This is a genomic window from Bacteroidota bacterium, assembly GCA_016706865.1.
Lineage (GTDB): Bacteria > Bacteroidota > Bacteroidia > Chitinophagales > BACL12 > UBA7236.
Map to the genome: position 1 here is coordinate 237147 of JADJIS010000003.1, position 22789 is coordinate 259935.

Annotated in this window: 17 protein-coding genes; 6 read left to right on the forward strand and 11 right to left on the reverse strand. The window is 35.8% G+C overall.

Going from position 1 to position 22789, the window contains the following annotated elements; translation table 11 throughout:
- Window positions 1–24: 24 nt before the first annotated feature.
- The 8 genes from IPI31_10600 to IPI31_10635 all read right to left on the reverse strand — a co-directional run bounded on the left by IPI31_10600 (window position 25) and on the right by IPI31_10635 (window position 10894).
- Window positions 25–663 (reverse strand): hemerythrin domain-containing protein, encoded by a 639-nt coding sequence (locus IPI31_10600; protein ID MBK7568258.1) that lies wholly within the window; start codon window positions 661–663, stop codon window positions 25–27.
- 330 nt (window positions 664–993) lie between these two features.
- Window positions 994–2268, reverse strand: a complete 1275-nt coding sequence (locus tag IPI31_10605) for an acetyl-CoA hydrolase/transferase family protein (protein MBK7568259.1) — start codon at window positions 2266–2268, stop codon at window positions 994–996.
- A 56-nt stretch (window positions 2269–2324) separates the two neighbouring features.
- Entirely contained in the window at window positions 2325–3254 is a 930-nt protein-coding gene (locus IPI31_10610) for a ChaN family lipoprotein (GenBank protein MBK7568260.1), read from the reverse strand.
- Between the two features lie 126 nt (window positions 3255–3380).
- Window positions 3381–4232, reverse strand: a complete 852-nt coding sequence (locus IPI31_10615) for a hypothetical protein (protein MBK7568261.1) — start codon at window positions 4230–4232, stop codon at window positions 3381–3383.
- Between the two features lie 25 nt (window positions 4233–4257).
- Entirely contained in the window at window positions 4258–5232 is a 975-nt protein-coding gene (locus tag IPI31_10620) for a deoxyhypusine synthase family protein (protein MBK7568262.1), read from the reverse strand.
- 130 nt (window positions 5233–5362) lie between these two features.
- On the reverse strand, window positions 5363–6007 hold the full coding sequence (locus tag IPI31_10625; GenBank protein ID MBK7568263.1) for a hypothetical protein: 645 nt from the start codon (window positions 6005–6007) through the stop codon (window positions 5363–5365).
- A 26-nt stretch (window positions 6008–6033) separates the two neighbouring features.
- On the reverse strand, window positions 6034–8928 hold the full coding sequence (gene gcvP, locus IPI31_10630) for an aminomethyl-transferring glycine dehydrogenase (GenBank protein ID MBK7568264.1): 2895 nt from the start codon (window positions 8926–8928) through the stop codon (window positions 6034–6036).
- A 511-nt stretch (window positions 8929–9439) separates the two neighbouring features.
- Window positions 9440–10894 (reverse strand): hypothetical protein, encoded by a 1455-nt coding sequence (locus IPI31_10635; GenBank protein ID MBK7568265.1) that lies wholly within the window; start codon window positions 10892–10894, stop codon window positions 9440–9442.
- Window positions 10895–11164: 270 nt separating this feature from the next.
- Between IPI31_10635 and IPI31_10640 the strand changes: the two genes are divergently transcribed.
- From IPI31_10640 to IPI31_10650, 3 genes are all read left to right on the forward strand, one after another.
- Entirely contained in the window at window positions 11165–11668 is a 504-nt protein-coding gene (locus tag IPI31_10640; protein MBK7568266.1) for a T9SS type A sorting domain-containing protein, read from the forward strand.
- A gap of 259 nt (window positions 11669–11927) precedes the next feature.
- Entirely contained in the window at window positions 11928–12161 is a 234-nt protein-coding gene (locus IPI31_10645; protein ID MBK7568267.1) for a hypothetical protein, read from the forward strand.
- A gap of 89 nt (window positions 12162–12250) precedes the next feature.
- Window positions 12251–12877 (forward strand): carboxypeptidase-like regulatory domain-containing protein, encoded by a 627-nt coding sequence (locus tag IPI31_10650; GenBank protein MBK7568268.1) that lies wholly within the window; start codon window positions 12251–12253, stop codon window positions 12875–12877.
- Window positions 12878–13090: 213 nt separating this feature from the next.
- Here IPI31_10650 and IPI31_10655 read toward each other — a convergent pair whose 3' ends face one another.
- Window positions 13091–15247: a S46 family peptidase gene (locus IPI31_10655; protein MBK7568269.1), complete on the reverse strand. Its 2157-nt coding sequence runs from the start codon at window positions 15245–15247 to the stop codon at window positions 13091–13093.
- Between the two features lie 93 nt (window positions 15248–15340).
- Window positions 15341–15664, reverse strand: a complete 324-nt coding sequence (locus IPI31_10660) for a cupin domain-containing protein (protein MBK7568270.1) — start codon at window positions 15662–15664, stop codon at window positions 15341–15343.
- 194 nt (window positions 15665–15858) lie between these two features.
- On the opposite strand from IPI31_10660, the gene IPI31_10665 reads away from it, so the two are divergent.
- Both IPI31_10665 and IPI31_10670 read left to right on the forward strand, forming a co-directional pair.
- Entirely contained in the window at window positions 15859–16113 is a 255-nt protein-coding gene (locus tag IPI31_10665; protein ID MBK7568271.1) for a hypothetical protein, read from the forward strand.
- Window positions 16114–16154: 41 nt separating this feature from the next.
- Complete coding sequence (locus tag IPI31_10670) at window positions 16155–18890, forward strand: T9SS type A sorting domain-containing protein (protein MBK7568272.1); 2736 nt, start codon at window positions 16155–16157, stop codon at window positions 18888–18890.
- A 636-nt stretch (window positions 18891–19526) separates the two neighbouring features.
- Here IPI31_10670 and recN read toward each other — a convergent pair.
- Window positions 19527–21188: a DNA repair protein RecN gene (gene recN / locus IPI31_10675; GenBank protein ID MBK7568273.1), complete on the reverse strand. Its 1662-nt coding sequence runs from the start codon at window positions 21186–21188 to the stop codon at window positions 19527–19529.
- Between the two features lie 394 nt (window positions 21189–21582).
- On the opposite strand from recN, the gene IPI31_10680 reads away from it, so the two are divergent.
- Window positions 21583–22773, forward strand: coding sequence for a DUF3179 domain-containing protein (locus tag IPI31_10680; GenBank protein ID MBK7568274.1), 1191 nt, complete (start codon window positions 21583–21585; stop codon window positions 22771–22773).
- The last annotated feature ends 16 nt before the right edge of the window (window positions 22774–22789 follow it).

Sequence of the window (22789 nt, forward strand, 5' to 3'; positions counted from 1 at the left end):
TCCGGCTTTATTATTTCTATTAATTTAAATACAGGAGGTCAATTTTTCGAATTTCGGTTTTGCTGATAAATTATAGATCCATTTCACAAAAAATGGGGCGAGTCCGAAAAAATATTTTTTATCCTTCTCGTCCATTGCGTCAACCATCCAGGGCATTAATAATGCCATCTCTGAACGGGGGATCTGATTTCGATATTCTAATTCTGCTTTTAAAACGTCCGCTTCCGGTAATTTACTTATCACTTCATTTACAATTACCTCCTCTTTATCCAAATGACCAATTACTAATTCAATATAATTTTTAGAGGCTGAAATAAAATTATTTAATTCTGTTTTATTTCCGGATTTTAACTCCTTAAATAATCCATTGAGTTTTGCCAAACCTTCATCTAATGCAATATGTTCGTGTTCCATTGCATCGATCTTAGTTAAAAAATCAGGTTGTTTTTCGCGCATGATCGGAAAAAAGAACCCATCCTCACCATGATGGTGTGCGAGAATACATTGTTCGTGATAAATGAACCAATTATGCAACTTATTAAAATCGTCTGTAGAATAAGAATCGATCTTATTAACTATTGTTTTGAGCTTATCCATATCCTTACGAATAGCATCATGGTTCCAATAGTAACCCTTGAGTAATTTGCGATCTGAAGTCTTCATTGTGTGGTTGTTTTTCAACCCAAATATAGATAAAATGGGGCAAAGGACACGGGACACGGGACACGGGACACGGGACACGGGACACGGGACACGGGACACGGGATGTATCGGGTATCAGGAAAACTTTGGATTTTTTTAATTTCGAAGAAATTAAAACTCAGAACTGAAACATGCAGTGATCGACGCAGGAGATCTACTGCATGTCAGAACTCAGAACTGAAACATGTAGTGATCGACGCAGGAGATCTACTACATGTCAGAACTCAGAACTGAAACATGTAGTGATCGACGCAGGAGATCTACTACATGTCAGAACTCAGAACTTTATGCTTACCAACATTTTCCATAAAGTCTATATGCTTCTTCCTCAAGTATATCGCGATGTTCAGGACTAGCTATACTTATGAGGGCTTTTGCTCTTTGGGCGATGTTTTTTCCATAAAGATCTACAACACCAAATTCGGTAGCCACATATTGAACATGCGCCCTTGTTGTTACAACTCCGGCACCTGTTTTGAGTACGGGCACTATTTTAGACACTCCTTTTGCTGTGGCTGCACCAAGCGCGATAATGGGTTTGCCACCGTCACTTAGAGCTGCACCCCGAATAAAATCCATTTGCCCTCCAACACCACTGAATATTTCTGTTCCAATGGAATCGGCACATACTTGTCCTGTAAGATCAATTTCAATTGCGCTGTTTATGGCAGTAACTTTCTTATGTTTTCTAATTACGGAAGTATCATTTACATATGCAACGTCAAGCATTGCAACCTCCGGATTATCGTTAATAAAATCATAAAGCGCTCTTGACCCCATTGCAAAGGAGGAAACAATTTTACCGGGATGTTTACTTTTTAGTTTTCCGTTTATCACACCACTTTTTACCAGCGGTAAAATTCCATCTGAAAACATTTCCGTATGTACTCCTAAGTTTTTATGCGTATTAAGAAAATGTAAAACTGCATTTGGAATGCCACCAATTCCCATTTGTAATGTTGCACCATCTTCTACTAATTCAGCAACGTTTTTTCCTATAGCCATTTCAACATTACTCATTTCACCTAATAATGATTCGTGAATTGGATCTTCGGCATAAACGGCTGCTGTTATTTGTGAATGATGAATAAATCCATCACCATGCGAACGCGGCATATTTGGATTAACGAGTGCAATTATTTTTTCTGCCACCTCACAGGCTGCTTTAGTAATATCTACTGAAATTCCAAGAGAACAAAATCCATGTTCATCTGGAGGACATACTTGTATGATGGCTACATTAATTGGAAACTTTTTCTTGCGTATAAATAAAGGAATATCACTCAAAAACATGGGAATATATTGCACGTTGATTTCATTAACGTGTTTACGAACATTCTTCCCGACAAAAAATGCATTCACGTGAAACGAAGATGCAAATGCAGGATCTGCGTAGGGTGCTCCACCCTCCGTGTGTAAATGCGCTATCTCAACATTCGACAATTCTGCATGTCTGTTGGTTAATGCGTCAACAAGTCGGCTCGGTGTTGCGGAACCACCGTGTATAAAAACTCTATCATTACTTTTTACAATAGAAAGGGCTTCTTCAGAACTAATAAAATGCATGGAAAATATTTATAAAATGAATGAATTAAAAAAATGAATGAATGAAAATTGCGGATCTATTCTTCATAGGTTTTTGCAACTTTTGGATCTGTAATAATAATGTAATCACCCAAATATGTAAAATCATTCCAATTGATATTTGGAAAAGAATCATCAGAGCCGGCGGAGATCACTAACGCCTTTGTTTTTGGACTATAATTTTTAAGTTGTGTAACAATAGCAAACTTTTCATCGCTGTGAAATCTTCCATTCACTTGCATTACTTTATTTCCTTTATGTTTTTTTATATATTCTGAAATGGAGTATGCCATGGTGGCATCCCAAAGCGATTGACCCATTATTAAATTAAATCCTGTCATATAAGGTACAGGTGGAAGTGGTTTTCCAGTAGAATCCACTGCCGCACCATGGGAGGTAAGTTCCACCAACTTTTCATAATATTTTCCTGATGCTGTATCATAAGGTAAAGGCGCAAAAAACTTTTTAGATTCCTTGGGTAATTCCATTAATGCTTGTTGCCCTTTTCGGCCGGCAAGGTTTGTGTAACGAGTTGGAGTATTTGCACAAATTACATTCAACTGATTTGTTTTTGCAAATTCCACCATCGGTTTATAATCACTATAATTACTCCAAACCCGTGCATCTTTTGTAAAATTCTTTTCTCTAATATAACCAGTCAGATATTCATTCATTACAGGTTGCACATCTCTGTCGAACATTTCCATAGAAAGTGCAACTTTATTTCCATAAACGTTGTATAAAGTTTCAAGCATCATTTTTTCTAAAAAATGTGTTACGCTGTCATTATGTTCTTCTCCAAAAAACAATACGTCGTAATTTGCCATGTCATTAGCGATATCATTTAGGGTAACTTCCTTCGCTAGTTTTACTGAATATATACGATAGTTTTCTGATGTAATTTGTGTGAATAAACTAAAACTGCAAGTTAAAAATGCAACTGTGACAAATGTTCTTATATAAAACATGATAAAAATTTAAATTTTGAATTAATTATGCGTTTGGCAAATGGAAATTATTTCGCCTTAATATATGCCGAAAGGTAAGCTAAAAACCCGAATTATTTGATGATGTTGGTTGGGGGGACGAAAATCTCAGTACAACGAAAGTCCCAACTTAACTCCATAACAATGATCCACATCATATCTTGAAAGGAATTTGGATTTTACGATCTTCGAAAAAGGGATTCCATTAAAATTGGCATTTTCCAATTCTAATTGCTCATAATAAAAACCAACAGTAATTAATTTCCAAATATCCGTAGAATGAAAATTATTTACATCTGCATATCCGTTTTTAAAAAATGTGTATGGCTTAATGGAAATTTCTGCAGAATAATTTTTTTTTAACTGAAAAAGGGTATTGTCAAGTTTACCATCATCTATAAAATCATTTCCATAGGTTCCAAAAATTGGAAAATCGCGATAACCTCTTTTTGCAGATATTAATACCCCACCATATTTTTGAGGAAATAAGGAAAACATAATCCCAAGATTACCCGAATAGTTTCCAAAAAATCCATGGCCCGGTACATCATTTATTGCCTGGCTAATTACATAAGCCTTGGCTGAATCTGAGGGTTTATTATATTCTGTTATAAAACTTTCATTAAAGTCGTTTATAAAATCATCGGAAAAATGTTGTTGTGTTAAACCTTTTACGCCTTTTACATCTGCAATGATTCCGATCACAAATTTATTGGAAAAGAAACGGGCAACGTTTACTCCAACAGAAAGTTGCATACCACCCGTTCTAAAAGATTCGAATTGGTACGAATATAAATATTGCCAACTACAAGTCAGCAGCCTGGCTTGAGCATCATCGGCCGGAATATATAATTGATTTAAATAAGGATGATCGGATATAAATTTAGGTATTTTGATCGTATCCGTTTGAGCTTGCAACTCAAAATTTAATAATAGAAATATTAAAAGTAGTTTTTTCATTTTACGGGGAATAAATGTAAAAAAATTACCAGCCTAACACCCAGGCGAATATCAATGGTGCTACAATTGTTGCATCACTTTCCACTATAAATTTAGGTGTATTGATGTCTAATTTTCCCCAGGTGATCTTTTCATTTGGAACAGCACCGGAATAACTTCCGTATGAAGTTGTGGAATCACTTATCTGACAAAAATAACTCCAGAAGGGAACATCATGCCATTCGAGATCCTGATACATCATAGGTACTACACATATTGGAAAATCGCCTGCAATACCTCCACCTATCTGAAAAAAACCAACCCCTTTCCCGGATGAATTTTCGCGATACCAACTGCTCAGCATCACCATATATTCAATTCCGCTTTTCATGGTAGATGCTTTTAATTCTCCTTTTATACAATAGGAAGCAAAAATATTTCCAAGTGTACTATCTTCCCATCCTGGTACGATAATCGGAATATTTTTTTCTGCAGCAGCGATCATCCACGAATGTTTAGGATCAATTTCATAACCATCCTTCATCACTTCACTTAGTAAAAGTTTATACATATATTCATGAGGAAAATATCTTTCGCCGTTCGTTTCTGCTTTTTTCCAGATATTTACTATGTGTTTTTGAATTTTTCTAAAAGCTTCCTCTTCCGGGATACAGGTATCCGTTACACGATTTAATCCCTGCTCCAATAATTCCCATTCCTGCTCAGGAGTAAGGTCTCTGTAATTCGGAACGCGTTTGTAATGCGAATGTGCAACAAGATTCATCACATCTTCTTCCAGATTTGCCCCGGTGCATGATATGATATCCACCTTTCCTTGGCGGATCATCTCTGCAAAAGATATTCCGAGTTCGGCAGTGCTCATTGCTCCGGCTAGGGTAACCATCATCTTTCCTCCCTCCAAAAGATGCGTTTCATAACCCTTTGCAGCATCAACAAGTGCAGCTGCATTAAAATGGCGGTAGTGGTGTTCAATGAAATTAGATATTGGTCCTTTGCTCATAATATCGGTTTTATAGTTGCAAATTTAATAAGGAATAGCAGATAAATCATTAATTATTTAAATGGAAAGCCGGCTAAGGTAAAGGTGCTCTTTTATGCTTTCAAACTAAAAAAATGCTATGAAATTGATATTAATTCAGAAAAATTTTAATACCAACATTGTAATTAAATGCAAAATCAGAAGCTACATCAATAAACATAATATCACCATAATTATCTGTAAACGGGTATTTAAATAAAAAATCATTTACAAGGTATAAATTATCACCTATCTCAACCTCAAAACCGGCACCTAAAACCACTCTTAATTGTTTATTGGTAAATTTATAAATCGTTTGTGCATCAGTATAAATATCATAATATTCATCTCTGCCCCTTGCCCAAACCATTTCTAACCCGCTGTTTGTAAAAACACGGACCGCATTACCTTGCATTCCTATTAAATAATAACGCCCATATAAACCGAGCTCATAAATGGAAATTCTTTGTTCAACACTTGTTTCGTATCCATTACCACTGTAAATATCTCCAATGTATTTATCAAAAACATAATTTCGCGGGATATAAACACCGCTTTTTAACAAAATACTCATCGTTTCCCCTTCTGCTCCTATTTCTGCACTTAGCCCTGTAAATAATCGTTCAGGACCATTTTCATCAATTATTGGATAGATATAACTCGTGTTTGCCTGGCCAGTGGCAAATACCTGCGCATCAACTTTTGTAAATGGAATAAATATCAATATTCCAACTAATAAGCTAAATGTATATTTCATAGGTGCGGATAAATTATTTAAATTTTTTATTCAGCACTTACCATATAACTTTCTATGGGCGGACAAGTACAAATTAAATTTCTATCACCATAAGTATTATTGATCCTGCTTACACTTGGCCAGAATTTTTTATCCTTTAAATATGCAATAGGATAAACTGCTTTTTCTCTGGTGTATGCATGATGCCAATCTGCAGTTATGATATCATTAACTGTATGCGGCGCATTTTTTAATACATTATCCGTTTTATCAGCACTGCCGTTTTCAATTTCCTCAATCTCCTTTCTTATTCCCAACATTGCGTCAATAAATCTGTCGAGTTCTTCTTTGCTTTCGCTTTCGGTTGGTTCTATCATCAGAGTACCGGCAACTGGAAATGAAACAGTTGGAGCATGAAATCCATAATCCATTAATCGTTTTGCAACATCCTCCACTTCCAAACCAATGGTATTTTTCCATTTTCTAAAATCGATGATAAATTCATGTGCCACTCGACCACTTTTACTCACAAATAATATATCGTATTGTTTTTCCAATTTACTTTTTAAATAATTGGCATTTAAAATTGCATATTTGGTTGCATTGGTACAACCCTCACTTCCAAGCATTTTAATATATGCGTAACTAATTAATAAAATACTTGCACTTCCAAAAGGTGCGGCATTAATTGCATGAATTGCCTGATTTCCACCCGTTTTAAATAATGGATGGCCCGGTAAAAAAGGAATTAATTTTTCGTTCACACAAATGGGTCCCATTCCGGGTCCGCCGCCTCCGTGTGGTATCGCAAAAGTTTTATGAAGATTTAGATGGCAAACATCTGCGCCTATTTTTGCCGGTGAAGTTAAACCGACCTGTGCATTCATATTTGCACCATCCATGTAAACAAGTCCGCCATTTTGATGAACGATATTACATATCAACATAATGGTCTCTTCAAAAACTCCGTGTGTGGAAGGATATGTTACCATTAATGCTGCAAGGTCATTTTGATGTTCCTCTGCTTTTAATTTGAGATCTTCAATATCAATATGTCCTTCCGCATCACTTTTTACTACTATAACTTCCATGCCTGCCATTACAGCACTTGCGGGATTTGTTCCATGCGCACTTGCCGGAATTAATACTTTGTTTCTGTGCGCAGCATTATGATGAATATGATATGCCCTGATCACCATTAATCCTGCATATTCTCCCTGCGCACCTGAATTTGGTTGAACACTGCATCCCTCAAAACGGGTGATCTCACAAAGATCATTTTCCAACTCCTTTATTATTTCTAAATATCCTTCCACTTGTTCAGCTGGAACAAAAGGATGTATTTGAGAAAATTCAGGCCAGCTTACAGGAAATAATTCCGTTGCGGCATTTAATTTCATAGTGCAACTTCCAAGAGGGATCATGGAGGTTGTTAACGAAAGATCTTTATTCTCCAATCTTTTTATATAACGCATCATTTCACTTTCTGAATGATAGGTATTAAAGACTGGATGAGTTAAGTAAGAGGAAGTGCGAATTAATTGATCGGGAATAGATGCATTTAAAGTTTCAATATTGGGTAAGTCTGATTTATGTCCATTTTGAATTCCTTTTACTTCTGAAAATATTTCGAGTATATCTTTTACATCTTCTATTTCCGTTGACTCATCAAGCGAAATTTGAATATCTCCATTTGGATGATAAAAGAAATTCATATGTTTTGCAATTGCGTGTTGATGGATCAATCCGCAAAGTGCACCACATTCAATATATAAGGTATCGAAAAAATAATTATTTGTTTGTTTGAAATTCAATTTGGTAATTCCATCATTTAATACACAGGTAAGACCATGCACTTTTTCTGCAATGTTTTTAATTCCTGTTGGTCCGTGATAAACACCATACATGCTTGCCATAATTGCAAGTAAGGCCTGTGCAGTACAAATGTTTGATGTTGCCTTCTCTCTTCTGATATGTTGCTCACGGGTTTGTAATGCCATGCGCAGAGCAGGATTATTATCGCGGTCGACACTCACGCCAATAATTCTTCCGGGAATGTCTCTTTTAAAATCCTCTTTTGTTGCAAAAAATGCAGCATGCGGACCACCAAATCCCATTGGTACTCCAAATCTTTGAGAATTTCCAATTGCGCAGTCGGCGCCTAATTCACCCGGTGATCTCAAGATTGCTAAGGATAAAATATCTGCTGCCAGTGTAACATAAATGTTATGGCTGTGTGCATTTTCAATGAAATCGCTGTAGTCAAAAATATTTCCATTTGATGCAGGATATTGTAACAATGCACCAAAATAGGTTTCATCCAATTGAATTGTTTTATGATCACCAATCACCAAATTTATTCCTAGAGGTTCCGATTTAGTTTTAAGGATATCAATTGTTTGAGGCAAACACAAGGCGCTGACAAAAAAATTGGGTGAAAGCACCTCTCTTTTATTTTTGTGATGATAAAACATGAGCATTGCTTCACCTGCTGCGGTTCCTTCATCCAACAAACTGGCATTGGCAATTTCAAATCCAGTTAAGTCGGAGATCATTGTCTGAAAATTAAGCAGCGCCTCTAATCTTCCCTGAGCAATTTCTGCCTGGTAGGGCGTATATTGCGTATACCAACCCGGATTTTCAAATACATTTCGTTTTATAACACTTGGCGTAAGTGTGTGATGATAACCTAAACCAATATAGGTTCTATAGACCTTATTTTTTGAAGCTAACTTTTTAAGGTGCTTCAGGTAGTTGTGCTCAGTCATTGGCTCTCCTATATGAAGAGGTCGTTTCAAGCGGATATTTTCAGGAATGGTCTGGTTTATAAGGGATTCAATAGAATCTGCACCTATGGCATGTAACATTTCCCTAACATCGTGTTCACGAGGGCCCAGATGGCGATTTTCAAATTTTTCGTTGGTAGCTATTCGAAGTTTCAATTTGCGTAGTATTTAAAATTGCTGCAAAATTAAGGATAGATTAAATGCCTTTCGGATTTATCTCAAAAGATTGCACACGGAATGCACATAAATTTATAGTATGCAAGTTTGGACACGGGACACAGGACAAGGGACACAGGATTTGACAAAGGACATTGGAAAAGGACACTGGAAAACAAAGGGTGGGATTTGTAAAAATTCGGAGACTGTGAGGCTCTCGCTCCCAGCGAGGGTCTCACTAATGGTACAGACCAAAAATTTAGCTAAAAATTTAAACTCCTTTCTCCTTTTTAGGTATCAAGAATCAGGTATCAAGTATCAGGAAAACAAACGATGGGGTTTGGTAAAATTTCGCTAGAAATTTAAACTCCTTTCTCCTTTCTCCTTTCTCCTTACTCATTACTCCTCACTCAAAATCATTCGCCCCTTTTTTAACCTTACCAACCCCTTCCTTCCTTCCTTTCCTTAGAACCTTCCCCTTCGAATCTTCGAATCTTCTCCCTTCGAATCTTCACCTCCTCCAATTCCCGGTCAACTTTTCTGCCAACCCCTGCATATCTTCCAATTTTTTGCGCATCCATAAAATATCAACAACGGGTTTTGTTGTATTAAATTCATCGATGATATCCTTTAAATTATTTTTAGGATTTAATTTCCACTTATACAATTTGGCGGAGAGTTTGATCATATTATTATAACCTGATTTTTGATAACCAGGTATAAGATTATTTCGTTTTATATAAATTTTAAATGCTTCGATGAGTGAAAAAAGTGCATCCGTTTCTTCTAATTCAAAATAGGTTTTAAGTAAAAGGGATTTGGAGTCGAGGTGATAATAAAAATCGGTGAATTCGACAGAACGAAGCAATGTTAACACTTCATCATAATTTTTTTGGAAGAAGTGATAATAGGCCATATTAAAAGTAAATGAATTTTGGCGAATTGCAGGATCCAGGTGTTCGTTGTATTTAATGATAAAATGTTTTACCCATTCAAATTCATTGATACGTAGTCCCAGATACACGATATTTTTATAATCGAATTGCGACAAATAATTTTCTTTAAATATGATCCTGTCCTTTAACATCACCTTATACAGGTCGAAAAGCTCCCGTATATATTCAATATCACCGTGATTGATCTTTCTGATGCAATAATTTTTGGCGTATACGTACATCTCAAAGATCTCCTCTTTTGAAAATAAAAGATGATGTTCTTTCAACAGATCCAAAAGATTAATATAATGTATTTTATTTTCAGGTTCTGTAAGTGTTAATATGATATTGTAATAGATTTTTGCAGACGGAACATAATCAAGGGGATTGTGCCTGATATGATTCATGATCTCATCATACAAGAATAATTTATAATTTATTGCTACTACATTTTTATTATTAATTATCTCTGCAGAATATCGCATTTTATTCAGGATATAATATTTATCCAGATTGTCAACCACCTGTTGCAAATTTGTTTCATGCAAATGTTCGCGTCGGTCTGACATGAAGCGATATTTATCCTCCTCAATTAAATATTCGTAAAATGCATGACTCACATCTCTGCGAGGTTGTTCCTTTAATGTTTTTTCTGCAAGTTTTAATGTATTTAAAAATGCCTTATCAAGTCGGCGAAGGCGATAGGTATATAATAAGAGATGATACTTAAAGATCTGTTCTTCAGAAATTGCTTTATAACAAAGGTATTCTTCCAGATGTTTTGTAAGATCTGTCATCAGATACCGAAGCTTCTGTTCGTCAAACACCTCATCCTTAAAAATCAGTTTATAAAGTAAACTTCTTTCCAGATTTGGGTGTTCATATAATGGGTGCCAAGCCTTGATCGTATCAAAAGCCTGAATTATGGTTTGGTTTTTGTTAAAAAAGGGTGAACGGAGGTAATCGTCGAAAAGTCGAACTTCCTGACCGGTAAATGTTCTTAAAATGACTATTGCCTTGTTTTGAAACATAAATAAATTCGGCTAAATTTAACAAAGGATTCGAAGTTCACAGCGGATCAACAGTTTTTTTAACCGATAGAAACCATGGGAGAGTGGGCATTTTAATTATTAAAGTATTGATTATCAGTTAGTTATATATTATAAAAAGAGTTAAAATTTTATTTTTATTCCGATAAATTAGTATATTTGTCTTTAATAAGTGCTAATACAGCCTCTAATTTTAGAACAAAATCAGAAATAAAGCGTATACCTTTTTCAAGTTGACCAAAATTTATTGCTATGAAGAAACTTATATTGTCCACCATGTTACTCGCATTATCAGCAGTAATATTTGCACAAAGCGCAAGAATCAGATCAGAGGACTCTAACGTTCCTGAGATCGACAACCTGAGTGGTTTAAAACCTGACGGTGAAGACATGGAATCTGAGTATGTAGTAAGTGGATTATCCGATAATTCAGCGCAAAATGGTTCAACGGACATTGGTAACGAAGAAAATCCTATTAAATCAACAGGTAAAGGTGAGATAGCTGCAGAAGCTATAAGAACTATCAGTACCACCGAGGTTTATCCAAATCCTGCCACTGATTTCATCACTATAAGTACAGAAATTGAAACAGGAACCATACGAATTCTTAATCTATTAGGTCAGGAAATGTCAAATTATCCTGTTTCCGGTAAAACAACTTCTCTTAATATAAGTGAACTGAAAGAGGGAATTTACTTCATCAGTGTTGAATCCGGCACAGAGAAAATAGTTAAAAAAATAAAGGTATTATATTAATTTTTAGGGGTTAAATCAAGCAAAAACCTCTCCTTTGAACAGGAGGGGTTTTTTGTTGCTCCCAATTGAACAGTTACCGATAAAGGGACATTTTTGTCATGGATTATTCATTTAACATATCTTAAATATGAGCAATATCAGCACTTTTGGTTAAAAAAACGATTATTAACTTAAGAAATGTGATTGATAACCCTATTGATTTTGTACTTGGCAACGGTTTTTAAGGGCTGTAATTTGGCACTATAAAACCAGAAAGTCTATGAAAAAGTTAACCGGAACCATTCTACTCGCACTCGTTTTGTTGGTGCATGTAGGCATTACAGTAGCCACGGAAGAATCTTATACTTTTTCTTCTTCCGATTACGACAATGCGGCTGCTTTAAGAATGATCGATAATTCTGCTTCACCCTCAGCTGCCGTTTTTACAAGCACAAGTTCAACGCAAGGAGCATCATCCATGACTCAATTTGGATTGTTCTCTATAGAAGAATAATAATTCTATAACTTTCGTTATCACTAATTCTTCTAAAAAATTATTCCTATTCACAATAAACGTATCTTTGGATTGCCTCAAATTTAACGATGCGTATATTATTTCTTTTACCAATCTTCTTAATTGCAATCAATTTGCAGTCGCAAACTGTAGATAGTGTTATACAATTTTCCGGTATAACAATGTCTAGCGATAGTTTGATGGCTATTCCATATACCAATATCGTTTCTTTAACAAGCGGGAACGGAACTACCTGTAATTACAATGGTTTCTTTTCGTTTGTTGCAGAAAAGGGCGACAGTGTTAAGTTTACTGCCGTGGGTTATAAAGATGAAATTTTTGTTATTCCTCAAAATTTGTCGGATAACAAATATTCTGTTATTCAATTGATGACCAAGGATACCATATTTTTAGCCGAAACAATTATTTATCCCTGGCCTTCCAAGGAAGATTTTAAAAGTGCATTTTTATCCTATAATATACCCGACGACTATTACGAGACCGCGCGAAAAAACCTGGAACGCGAACAATTAAAAGAACTCGGTGAAGCAATGGCCATGGATGCCGATATGAATGCCGATTACCAAACAAAACAACTCGCCCAAAAAATATATTACGCAGGCCAATACCCTCCAATGCGCATCTTCGATGTATTCGCCTGGAAAGAATTTATTGAAGCATGGAAGAGAGGTGATTTTAAGAAAATTGAAAATTGACAATTGATAATTAACAGCCGAAAAAAAATTGACAATTGATAATGGGCAATTGATAATCAAACAGCCGAAAAAAATTGACAATTGATAGTTAAACAGCTTTAAATGATTTAAAATTAGAGGAATAATAACTTAATTCTCATCAATTAATATAAACTCCCAATTAGAAACTTAATTATCAATCCACCGAGATCTCTAATTCTCAATTCTCAACTCTCAATTCTCAATTAACTCCATTTCGTTTATTAAGTTACTTGCCCCACCATATTTATCTATGATAAAAAGAGCATATCTAATATCAAGGGAGATATTGCGGCATCTGTCGGGGTCGTACATGATATCGCTCATGGTGCCTTCCCAAACACGATCGTAATTTATACCGATCAGTTGACCGTAAGCATTAATAACGGGACTTCCCGAATTTCCACCCGTGGTATGATTTGTAGCTATAAACGCAATAGGTAGTTCCCCTTTTTTATTCGCATATCTTCCAAAATCATTTTTTTTCATCAGGGAAATTAATTTTTCGGGCATTTCAAATTCTTCATCATTCGGAATATACTTTTCTTCAATTCCATTATCCGTAGTTTGGGACGTATAATAAACCGCGTCCTTTGCAATATATCCTTTTACATTTCCGTATGTTAAACGCAAGGTGGAATTTGCATCCGGGTAAAATTCTTCCTTCGGCTGCATCTCGCGCTGTGCCTGCATGTATTGTCGCATTAAAACATTTATCTGAATCGCTAAGGGATTTACTTTAGATCTTAATTGTTCTTCATAAAATTGTGTAACTTCCTCATATAATTTATATGCTGGATCATTCATTAATTTTTTCCCTTTCTTTTTATTGAATCCACTAAGAAGTTTATTTAATTTATTTTGATCAGCAAATACGGATTTACTGTAAATTGCATCTGCCCATTCCGTAAAATTATTATTGTATTTAATTGCCTGTTCTTTAAAGTATGGAGATTGCAGATCCTTTGAAACCTTTTCAGAGTAAATCTTCATCATAGCAGCAAACATCTCTCTGTCGATCTTTATGGAATAATTTTTATAAAATCCCGCTGCATTTCCCTGCAATTTTGTTGCTTCCTTTTGCAAAATATCAATTGGAATAGTATCACTGCGCACCATATTTATAAATTTTCGGTATCCACCTGAAAAATTCAGGAGTTCCACTGCATAAAAAGCTTCGGAGGTATAATCCACCAGTTCCGAATAAGTTTTATAGGAGGCATATATTTCTGAAAATTCAGATAATAAATTTTTGTATTCTTTTCCTTCATGCGTATTAGCCCATTGCTGAAAAAGTTTTTCATATTTAAGTTTTTCTCCCACGGCATCGTTCAATTGTAATCCCGTCATTTCACCTTTCCACTTTTTATAGGCATTTGCAAGTCCCTTTGCCTTTGATGCATATTGTAAGGTAATGGTATCGTTTTTCGACATGTACTTATTATAAATTTCCAACCGTACATCTCTGCATGCAATTCTATTTGGATTTGTTGTATTAATTGTGAGGTCAACTGCATAAGAAGTTAAATATTCCTGTGTGCGGCCCGGAAATCCATAAACCATTGTAAAATCATTTTCTTCCACACCTTTGAGTGAAATTGGAAATGAATAACGTGGAATAAAAGGGACATTTTTTTCATCATAAGCAGCCGGTTTATTATCTGCATTCGCGTAGATCCTGAACATACTAAAATCGCCTGTATGCCGCGGCCAAACCCAATTGTCGGTTTCTCCGCCAAAATTTCCAACACTTGCGGGCGGAGCACCTACCAAACGGATATCGGTAAATACTTCTGTCACAAATAAATAAAATTCGTTGCCATAATAAAATGATCTTACAGTTGCATCATAATGGTTGCCTTTTTCAAATTGTGTTTCCAATCTTGAAGATAATTGCGCAATAATGGCATTTCTCGTTCCTTCATCCATCGTATTATTTAAATAGGGGAGTATGCTATCGGTAACATCATGCATACTTATAATAAATGTAACGGAAAGTCCCGGGCAGGGTTTTTCTTCGTTCTTATTTTTTGCCCAAAATCCATCCTTCAAATAATTATTTTCCACGGAACTCAAGGAATTAATAGTTGAAAATCCACAGTGGTGATTGGTAATTATTAATCCCTCTTTCGAGATCACTTCACCTGTACATCCACCACCGAATAAAACCACAGCATCTTTCATGCTGCTTTTATTCACCGAATAAATATCCTCTGCAGTCAGCTTGAATCCACGTGCCTGCATATCTGCAATATTTAATTGTTCCAATAATATTGGTAGCCACATGCCCTCATCAGCCCTACAAAAATTCGTTATCAAAATAAAATTCAACAGAACAATATATTTTTTCATGATATTTATTTGAATTATTAATTACTATTTTTTTTATTCATTCCTTCATTCCTTCATTCTTTCATTCTTTCATTCTTTCATTTTTTCATTCCTTCATTTATAATCCTCCCTCACCGGATAGAACACATCTATTATTTTACAGTTGGTCAGTGCTTTTGCCTTATGAGGTACATTTCCCGGAATAAAAGCAACTGTTCCATATTCCAGTAAACGGATATTTCCATCAATGTTAAGTTCAAGTTTTCCTTCTATAACATTTACCATCATTTCGTGAATATGACTATGCAGCGGTATTTCGGCACCTTCAATAGCTTCCCAATAGACAATACTCATTTTTTCGGAATGAATGAATTTGCCAAAAAAGCCCGGAGCTACTTCGCGAGACGTCAATAAAGCTGTATCAACAAAATTTTCCATAGGGCGAAGATATTTTACAGGCAGGTATATTTCTACTAAATTTTGTTAAACATTGAATCGTCAAAATATATTGTTATTGTGTGATCATTAAAACCGCGTGAACCGAGCCTGAATTGCCGTTTTTTTGTCACTTTTATGGACAGATTTTTTCCTTTGCCGAAGTATGCTTAATTTTATATAAATTTTGAAAAAACATGAAATATTTTTCCTTTTTACTCCTCACATTTTCCATCACAACCACACTTTTTGCACAAATTAGTCATCCGGGCAAGCAACCATGGCCGGTAATGGACGATTCTCCAAATTACTTTGAGATCCGTGAACCAGAGTTGATGCAAATGGAAATTTTCCTGATCCCTATACTCCTTTCAGGGAACTCGACCGATATAAAAACACGCATCCAGATGCTTTTAATGCCGGTACACGTGCTGCAAACTGGGCACCGGTAGGAACAGCGGAGGTTCCGGGTAACGGGGGAGGAGTTGGACGAATGAATTGTCTTTATTTTGATCCGCTTGATCATAATATTTTATATGCCGGGACTGCAGGGGGCGGACTATGGAAATCACCCGATGCCGGTGGAACCTGGTTGCCGCTTACCGATCAATTGCCGGTTACCAGTATTGCAGATATTGCAATTGATCCTGATAATACAGATATTATATATGTAGCTACCGGCGACGGATATGCTTATGAAGCCTCATGGCAAGCAGATAATGATTTTTGGGGCGGTGTGTACAGTGCCGGAATTTTAAAATCCACGGATGGTGGTTTTACCTGGAATCCAACGGGTTTGAGTTATATGCAAGACCAACTTTCTGTTGTTCAACGTATCATTATTCATCCTGAAAATACAAATGTTTTAATCGCAGCAACACGTGAAGGAATTTATAGAACCGATAATGGCGGCGATACCTGGACATTGGAAAGTTCAGCACATTGTTATGATTTTGCATTTAATACCGCTAACCCGGATATAATTTATGCTGTAGGTGACCGAGATGTTCTTAAATCTGATAATGCAGGCGTTACCTGGACCGTAATTCAAAATGATCTTGCAGAATATGATGATCGCATGTCAATCGAAACTACGGTGGCTGATCCCGACATGATATATGTGTTTGCAGTTTCTGTAGAAATATTTATAAGCGATAATGCCGGTGTATCTTTTACTAACGGAGCTTCTCCTGATGGGGTTAATGATTATTATGGTTATTATGATAACGTGCTTGAAGTTTCTGATGTAAATGCTAATTTATTATTTACGGGAGGATTAGATATTGCGCGTTCTACAAATGGTGCAAATACCTGGCAAAAAAAATCATCTTGGGATGCATGGCCCGCCTCTAATTATGTTCATGCAGATCAAAAAGTAATACTTTGTGATCCCTTGGATGAATTAATTGTTTATGCAGGAAATGATGGTGGTATATTTAAATCAACAGATAAAGGACAAACATGGACTGACCTTTCAGAAGGGTTAAGAATTGCTCAACCCTATAGAATATCCAGTTCGTTTACTGACCCTGAAATTGTTTTAAGTGGTTGGCAAGACAATGGTTGTAATTTATGGAATGGTGTTAATTGGAAAAGAGTGCAGGGAGGAGATGGTATGGAAGTAATTATTGACTATACCGATTCTGAAAGAATTTATGCTTCGTATCAATACGGATATGTGAACAGATCAACTGATGGTGGCGATAGTTGGACCTATCTTCCTGTTGATGGTGGTGGATGGTTAACGCCTTATGTGATGGATCCGATCAATCATCTTGTAATGTATTATGGAAATGGGTCCGGTGGCATTCAAAAATCTGTAAATGGCGGTACAACCTGGAGCAATAAACCGTCAAATTTAGGCGGAGAAGTTTTTGCAATTGCAGTTTCACCGGCCGATAATGATTATGTTTATGCCTGTGCTTTGCAAACATTAAAAGTTTCTAGTAATGGTGGTGATTCATGGACTAATATTACTGCAGGGTTACCAATATCAGGAATAGGATTTAATTATATCGGAGTTAGTGATGAAAATCCCCAACATGTTTGGATCGCATTAAGTGGATATGATGATGGTAATAAAGTTTATTATTCTGAAAATGCAGGATCAACATGGACAAATATTTCCGGTACACTTCCTAATGTTCCGGTAAATACAATTGTGTATGAAAATACCAGTGAAAATAACAGATTATATATTGGAACTGATATAGGTGTATTTACTAAAGATGATCTTGATGCTGATTGGGAACCCTACATGACAGGTTTACCAAATGTAATGATCCACGAACTGGAAATAAATTACGCGAGTAATAAATTAGTTGCTGCAACTTATGGACGAGGAGTATGGAGTAGTGATCTGTTTGAATTTGTTACTCCTACCATTGCGATTAATGTTATAGAATCGGAATATTGTCCCGATGAAGATCTTAATATTTCTTATTCAGCAACAGGAACATTTTTAGGTGGAAATGTATTCACTACACAATTAAGTGATGCCTTCGGAAGTTTTGCATCTCCGGTTAATATTGGTTCAATTACCTCTATTGCACTTACCGGCGTTATTTCCTGCACCATACCCGCAACTACCGATTCAGGTTCAGGTTATAGAATGCGTGTTGTTTCTTCATCACCTGCTGTTTTAGGGACAGATAATGGTACTGATATAACAGTAACCTGTGAAATTCCTACTGCATTAAATAATATTACCATAACAGCAACAACTGCGACACTGGAATGGGATGCAGCTAATTGTGCAGATGGATATACCATTCAATATAAACCTGTTTCTGAACCAACCTGGATTACAGTTACCACAACTGATCCAACAGTAGTATTAACCGGATTAATTCCAAACACTTTATATGAATGGGCAGTTAGTAATACCTGCGTAACATCACCTTTGGTGGAAACAGATTTTAGTGCTACTGAAGAATTTACCACCGCACAAAGTAGTTTAGAAGAAATATTAGGATTAAGTGGATTCAGTGTATATCCGAATCCGTTTAATATTTCTACTACAATTCAATTTACTTTAACACAGGAACAAGAAATTAAAATCGAATTGCTCGATATCACCGGCAAAATTGTTCGCCAGATAAATTCAGAAAAATTAACAGCAGGATTTCACAGTTTTGAAATTGTAAGAAACGAATTAAGTAAAGGAGTTTATACTTTACAATTTATTTCAGGAGATAATGCTGCAGGAATAAATTTGATCGTTGATTAAATAAAATAAAATTTAAATAAATTGCTCAATGGATCTTAATGATTTGTTGAGCAATTTTTTTTGGGGATTACCACTACTGAGATCCACGGTTGGTTTGTTATTTATGATTACCACTACTGAGACACACGGTTGGTTTGTTATTTATGATTACCACTACTGAGACACACGGTTGGTTTGTTATTTATGATTACCACTACTGAGACACACGGTTGGTTTGTTATTTATGATTACCACTACTGAGACCCTCGGTTGTTTTGTTATTTATGATTACCACTACTGAGACCCTCGCTGGGAGCGAGAGCCTCAGGTAATAATAAATAATAATCAAAAAATAAAAAACCCGTCCGTGGCCGGGCAGGCATTAATCGGATCGTAACCCGGAAGCTTTTGGTAACCATGTAAACCTTTTTAAATAATAAATAACTTTTGTGGATTACCACTACTGAGACCCTCGCTGGGAGCGAGAGCCTCAGGTAATAATAAATAATAATCAAAAAATAAAAAACCCGTCAGTGGCCGGGCAGGCATTAATCGGAACGCCAGCCTGAAACTTTTTCTAACCATGTAAACTCTTACAAACCCAGAACCCAGAACTCAGAACCCAGAACCCAGAACTCAGAACTCAGAACCCTGAACTCAGAACCCTAACAACTCCCTCGCATTTTCCATAGCTGCCTTAGTCGGTTTTTCTCCGCTTAACATTTGTGCTATTTCGGTGAGACGTTCGTTGGGATTTAATACTTTTAATTTTGTGTTTGTGGTTTTGGCATTTGTTTCTTTGTAGACGAACAAATGATGTTGTCCCTTTGATGCAATTTGGGGGAGATGTGTGATCGCAATTAATTGGTGATTGGCAGATAATTTAACCAATATATTTCCTACTTTATTAGCGATCTCACCGGAAACGCCAGTATCAATTTCATCAAATATTAATGTTGGTAATGCTACACTTTTTGCAAGTAGTGATTTAATACACAACATTAATCGTGATAATTCTCCACCGCTGGCAACCTTTTTAATGTCCTGCAAAGCAGAACCTTTATTTGCACTGAATAAATATTGAATGTGATCGGCACCATTTTCTGACAGATATTTCTCAGTATCAAACTCATGTTTAACACTTAGAACGGCGTCTTTCATACCCACTTCAGTCAGAAGCTTTGAAACAGATTGTTCAAGAGTTGAAAAAACAGCAACACGTTTTTCCGATAATTTTTTTGCAGCAAGTGTTGTTTGAACCAATAATTTATTTTGTTCTTTCTTCAGTTTTTCAATTTCCTCTTCACTATTACTGAATATATTTAATTTTTCTTTTAATTGATCCCTTAATTGGATAAGTTCTTCTGTGGAATTGCTGTTGTGTTTTTTCTGAAGCCGAAATAAAATATTTAACTGTTGTGTGATCTCCTCACTCCGCACCGGATTTGCCACCACTAATTCAGATCTGTTTTCCAGATCTCTCGTAATATCTTTAATTTCAATATAACTCGATTCTAATCGCTGAATATAACTTTCAATTTCGGGTGTGTATTTTACAATGGCATTTAATTGTGTGATAACCAATCGCAAATTGGCCGATACATTTACTGAATCATTCTCCAGCAACTCCACACTTTGAATTAAATTTCTTTTTATTTCTTCAGCATGAGTAAGCTGTGTAAGTTCAGATTCCAGTTCTGGTTGGTTAATACTGTCCAATTCGGCTTTATCGAGTTCCTCAAATTGAAATTCGATAAAATCTTTTTCTTTTAATGCTTTACTCGCAATTTCTTCCGTTTCCCGAAGTTTTTTACTGCACGATCTCCAGTTATGAAAATGAGTTTTATAAGTGTTCAATAATTCATTGGAATTAGCAAGTGCATCAATAACAGTCAACTGAAAAGCCGAATCCCCCAGATCCATCGTTTCGTGTTGCGAATGAATGGTGATCAGCTTGTCGGATAATTTTTGTAACACATTTAAATTAACCGGCGTATCATTAATAAAGGCACGCGATTTTCCATTTTCAGCCAATTCCCTGCGTATGATGGTCAGGTTTTCAAAATCGATATTCTCTTCTTCAAAAAAAGGTTTTAAACCATAATGTGAGATCTCAAACTCTGCTTCCACAACACATTTTTTATCCTTGCTGAATAAAACTTTACTTTCGGCACGTTCCCCGAGTATTAAACTCAGTGCACCCAATAAAATTGATTTTCCGGCGCCCGTTTCTCCTGTAATAATATTCATCTTATCAGAAAAATTGATCTCCGCCTCATTAATTATTGCATAGTTCGAAATGCGCAGTGTTTTGAGCATGCGCAAATTTAAGGAAAAGAGAAGGACATAGGAAATATGACATATGACATATGACATATGACATAGGATAGGTCATTCCCTGGAAAATGGCTTTTAACAATGAGTTATGAGTAATGAATTTTGTTTGAGTGAACCATATTTTTATTCTACTACAAAATTACTGCTGGGAAATTCTAATATATCAAAGAAATACCAGACAATTAAGAACCCAGAACTGAAACATGTAATGATCGACGAATGAGATCTACTACATTTCAAAACGCAGAACGCAGAACCCAGAACGCAGAACGCAGAACCCAGAACCCAGAACCCAGAACCCAGAACCCAGAACCCACTCTCTTAAATTCTTTGTAAACGTTTAAATTCATTAAAGGCAAATCCTAATTTTGCCTGTATGAAAAAATGGATACTTCCACTTGTACTTTTATTACTTTTTGTTGTTGAAATTCTCGGTATTTATTTTATTATGCCTTTTCCCGGTAGTCAGTATGATAATACGGTAGGAATTGCGTGGTTCTTTCATAAAAATTTAATATGGATCAGGATATTGTTTCTTTTGATCGTATTCTGGCAAGTATATAAGCTGATAAAAAATAAAAAATATTGGCGCTTTGGGTTCACAATTTTTTTTCTTTTTTTGTATACCATTATTGCCTGGTTTATCAATACTAAAATGAATGCAGATACCATGTTTTTTCAACCGGAAAATAAAATTTTTGCCGGGGTTGCAGAGAATAAAATAGCGGAAGGGAAATTAATAATTGGTGTAGAAATAAATAATGAGTCAAAGGCTTATCCCATAGAAATTATCGGTTATCACCATCAGGTGCGTGATAATGTTGGTGGAAAAGAAATTATGGTTACCTATTGCACTGTTTGCAGAACGGGTCGGGTATTTGATCCGGTCATAAATGGAATTTCAGAAAATTTTCGTTTGGTAGGAATGGATCATTTTAATGCAATGTTTGAAGATGAAAGCACGGGAAGCTGGTGGCGGCAGGCAACCGGGGAAGCCATCACAGGAAAATCAAAGGGAACAAAACTTACTGAAATAAATTCAGAACAAATGACCTTGGCAGCATGGATAAGAAAACATCCGCAAACAAAAATTATGCAGCCTGATACCTTATTTTTAAAACAGTATGCAGACCTCAGCGGATTTGATGAAGGCACAATAAACAGCGATCTCGAACAACGAGATGAAAATGCCTTTCAATTTAAATCGTGGGTTGTTGCTATTAATATTAATTCAAGGTCCAAAGCATATGACTGGAATTATCTTCTGGAAAAAAAGGTAATTAATGATGAGTTTGAAAGGACGCCCGTTTTATTGGTGATAGAAAATGACAATAAAAGTTTTCATGTTTGGAGCAGAAAAGTTGACAGTGAAATTTTGCAATTTGTACCTGATGAAAGCAGTAATAATTTTCGCGATACCAATACTAATTCAGTCTGGAATTATGATGGAAATTGTACGGAGGGAGTTTATGCCGGAAAACAATTGCTCATAATAAAATCGAGTCAGGAATTTTACCACGCATGGCAACAATTTAATCCGGAAGGAGTGAGTTATAAGATTAAATAAATATCTGAGATTGCTT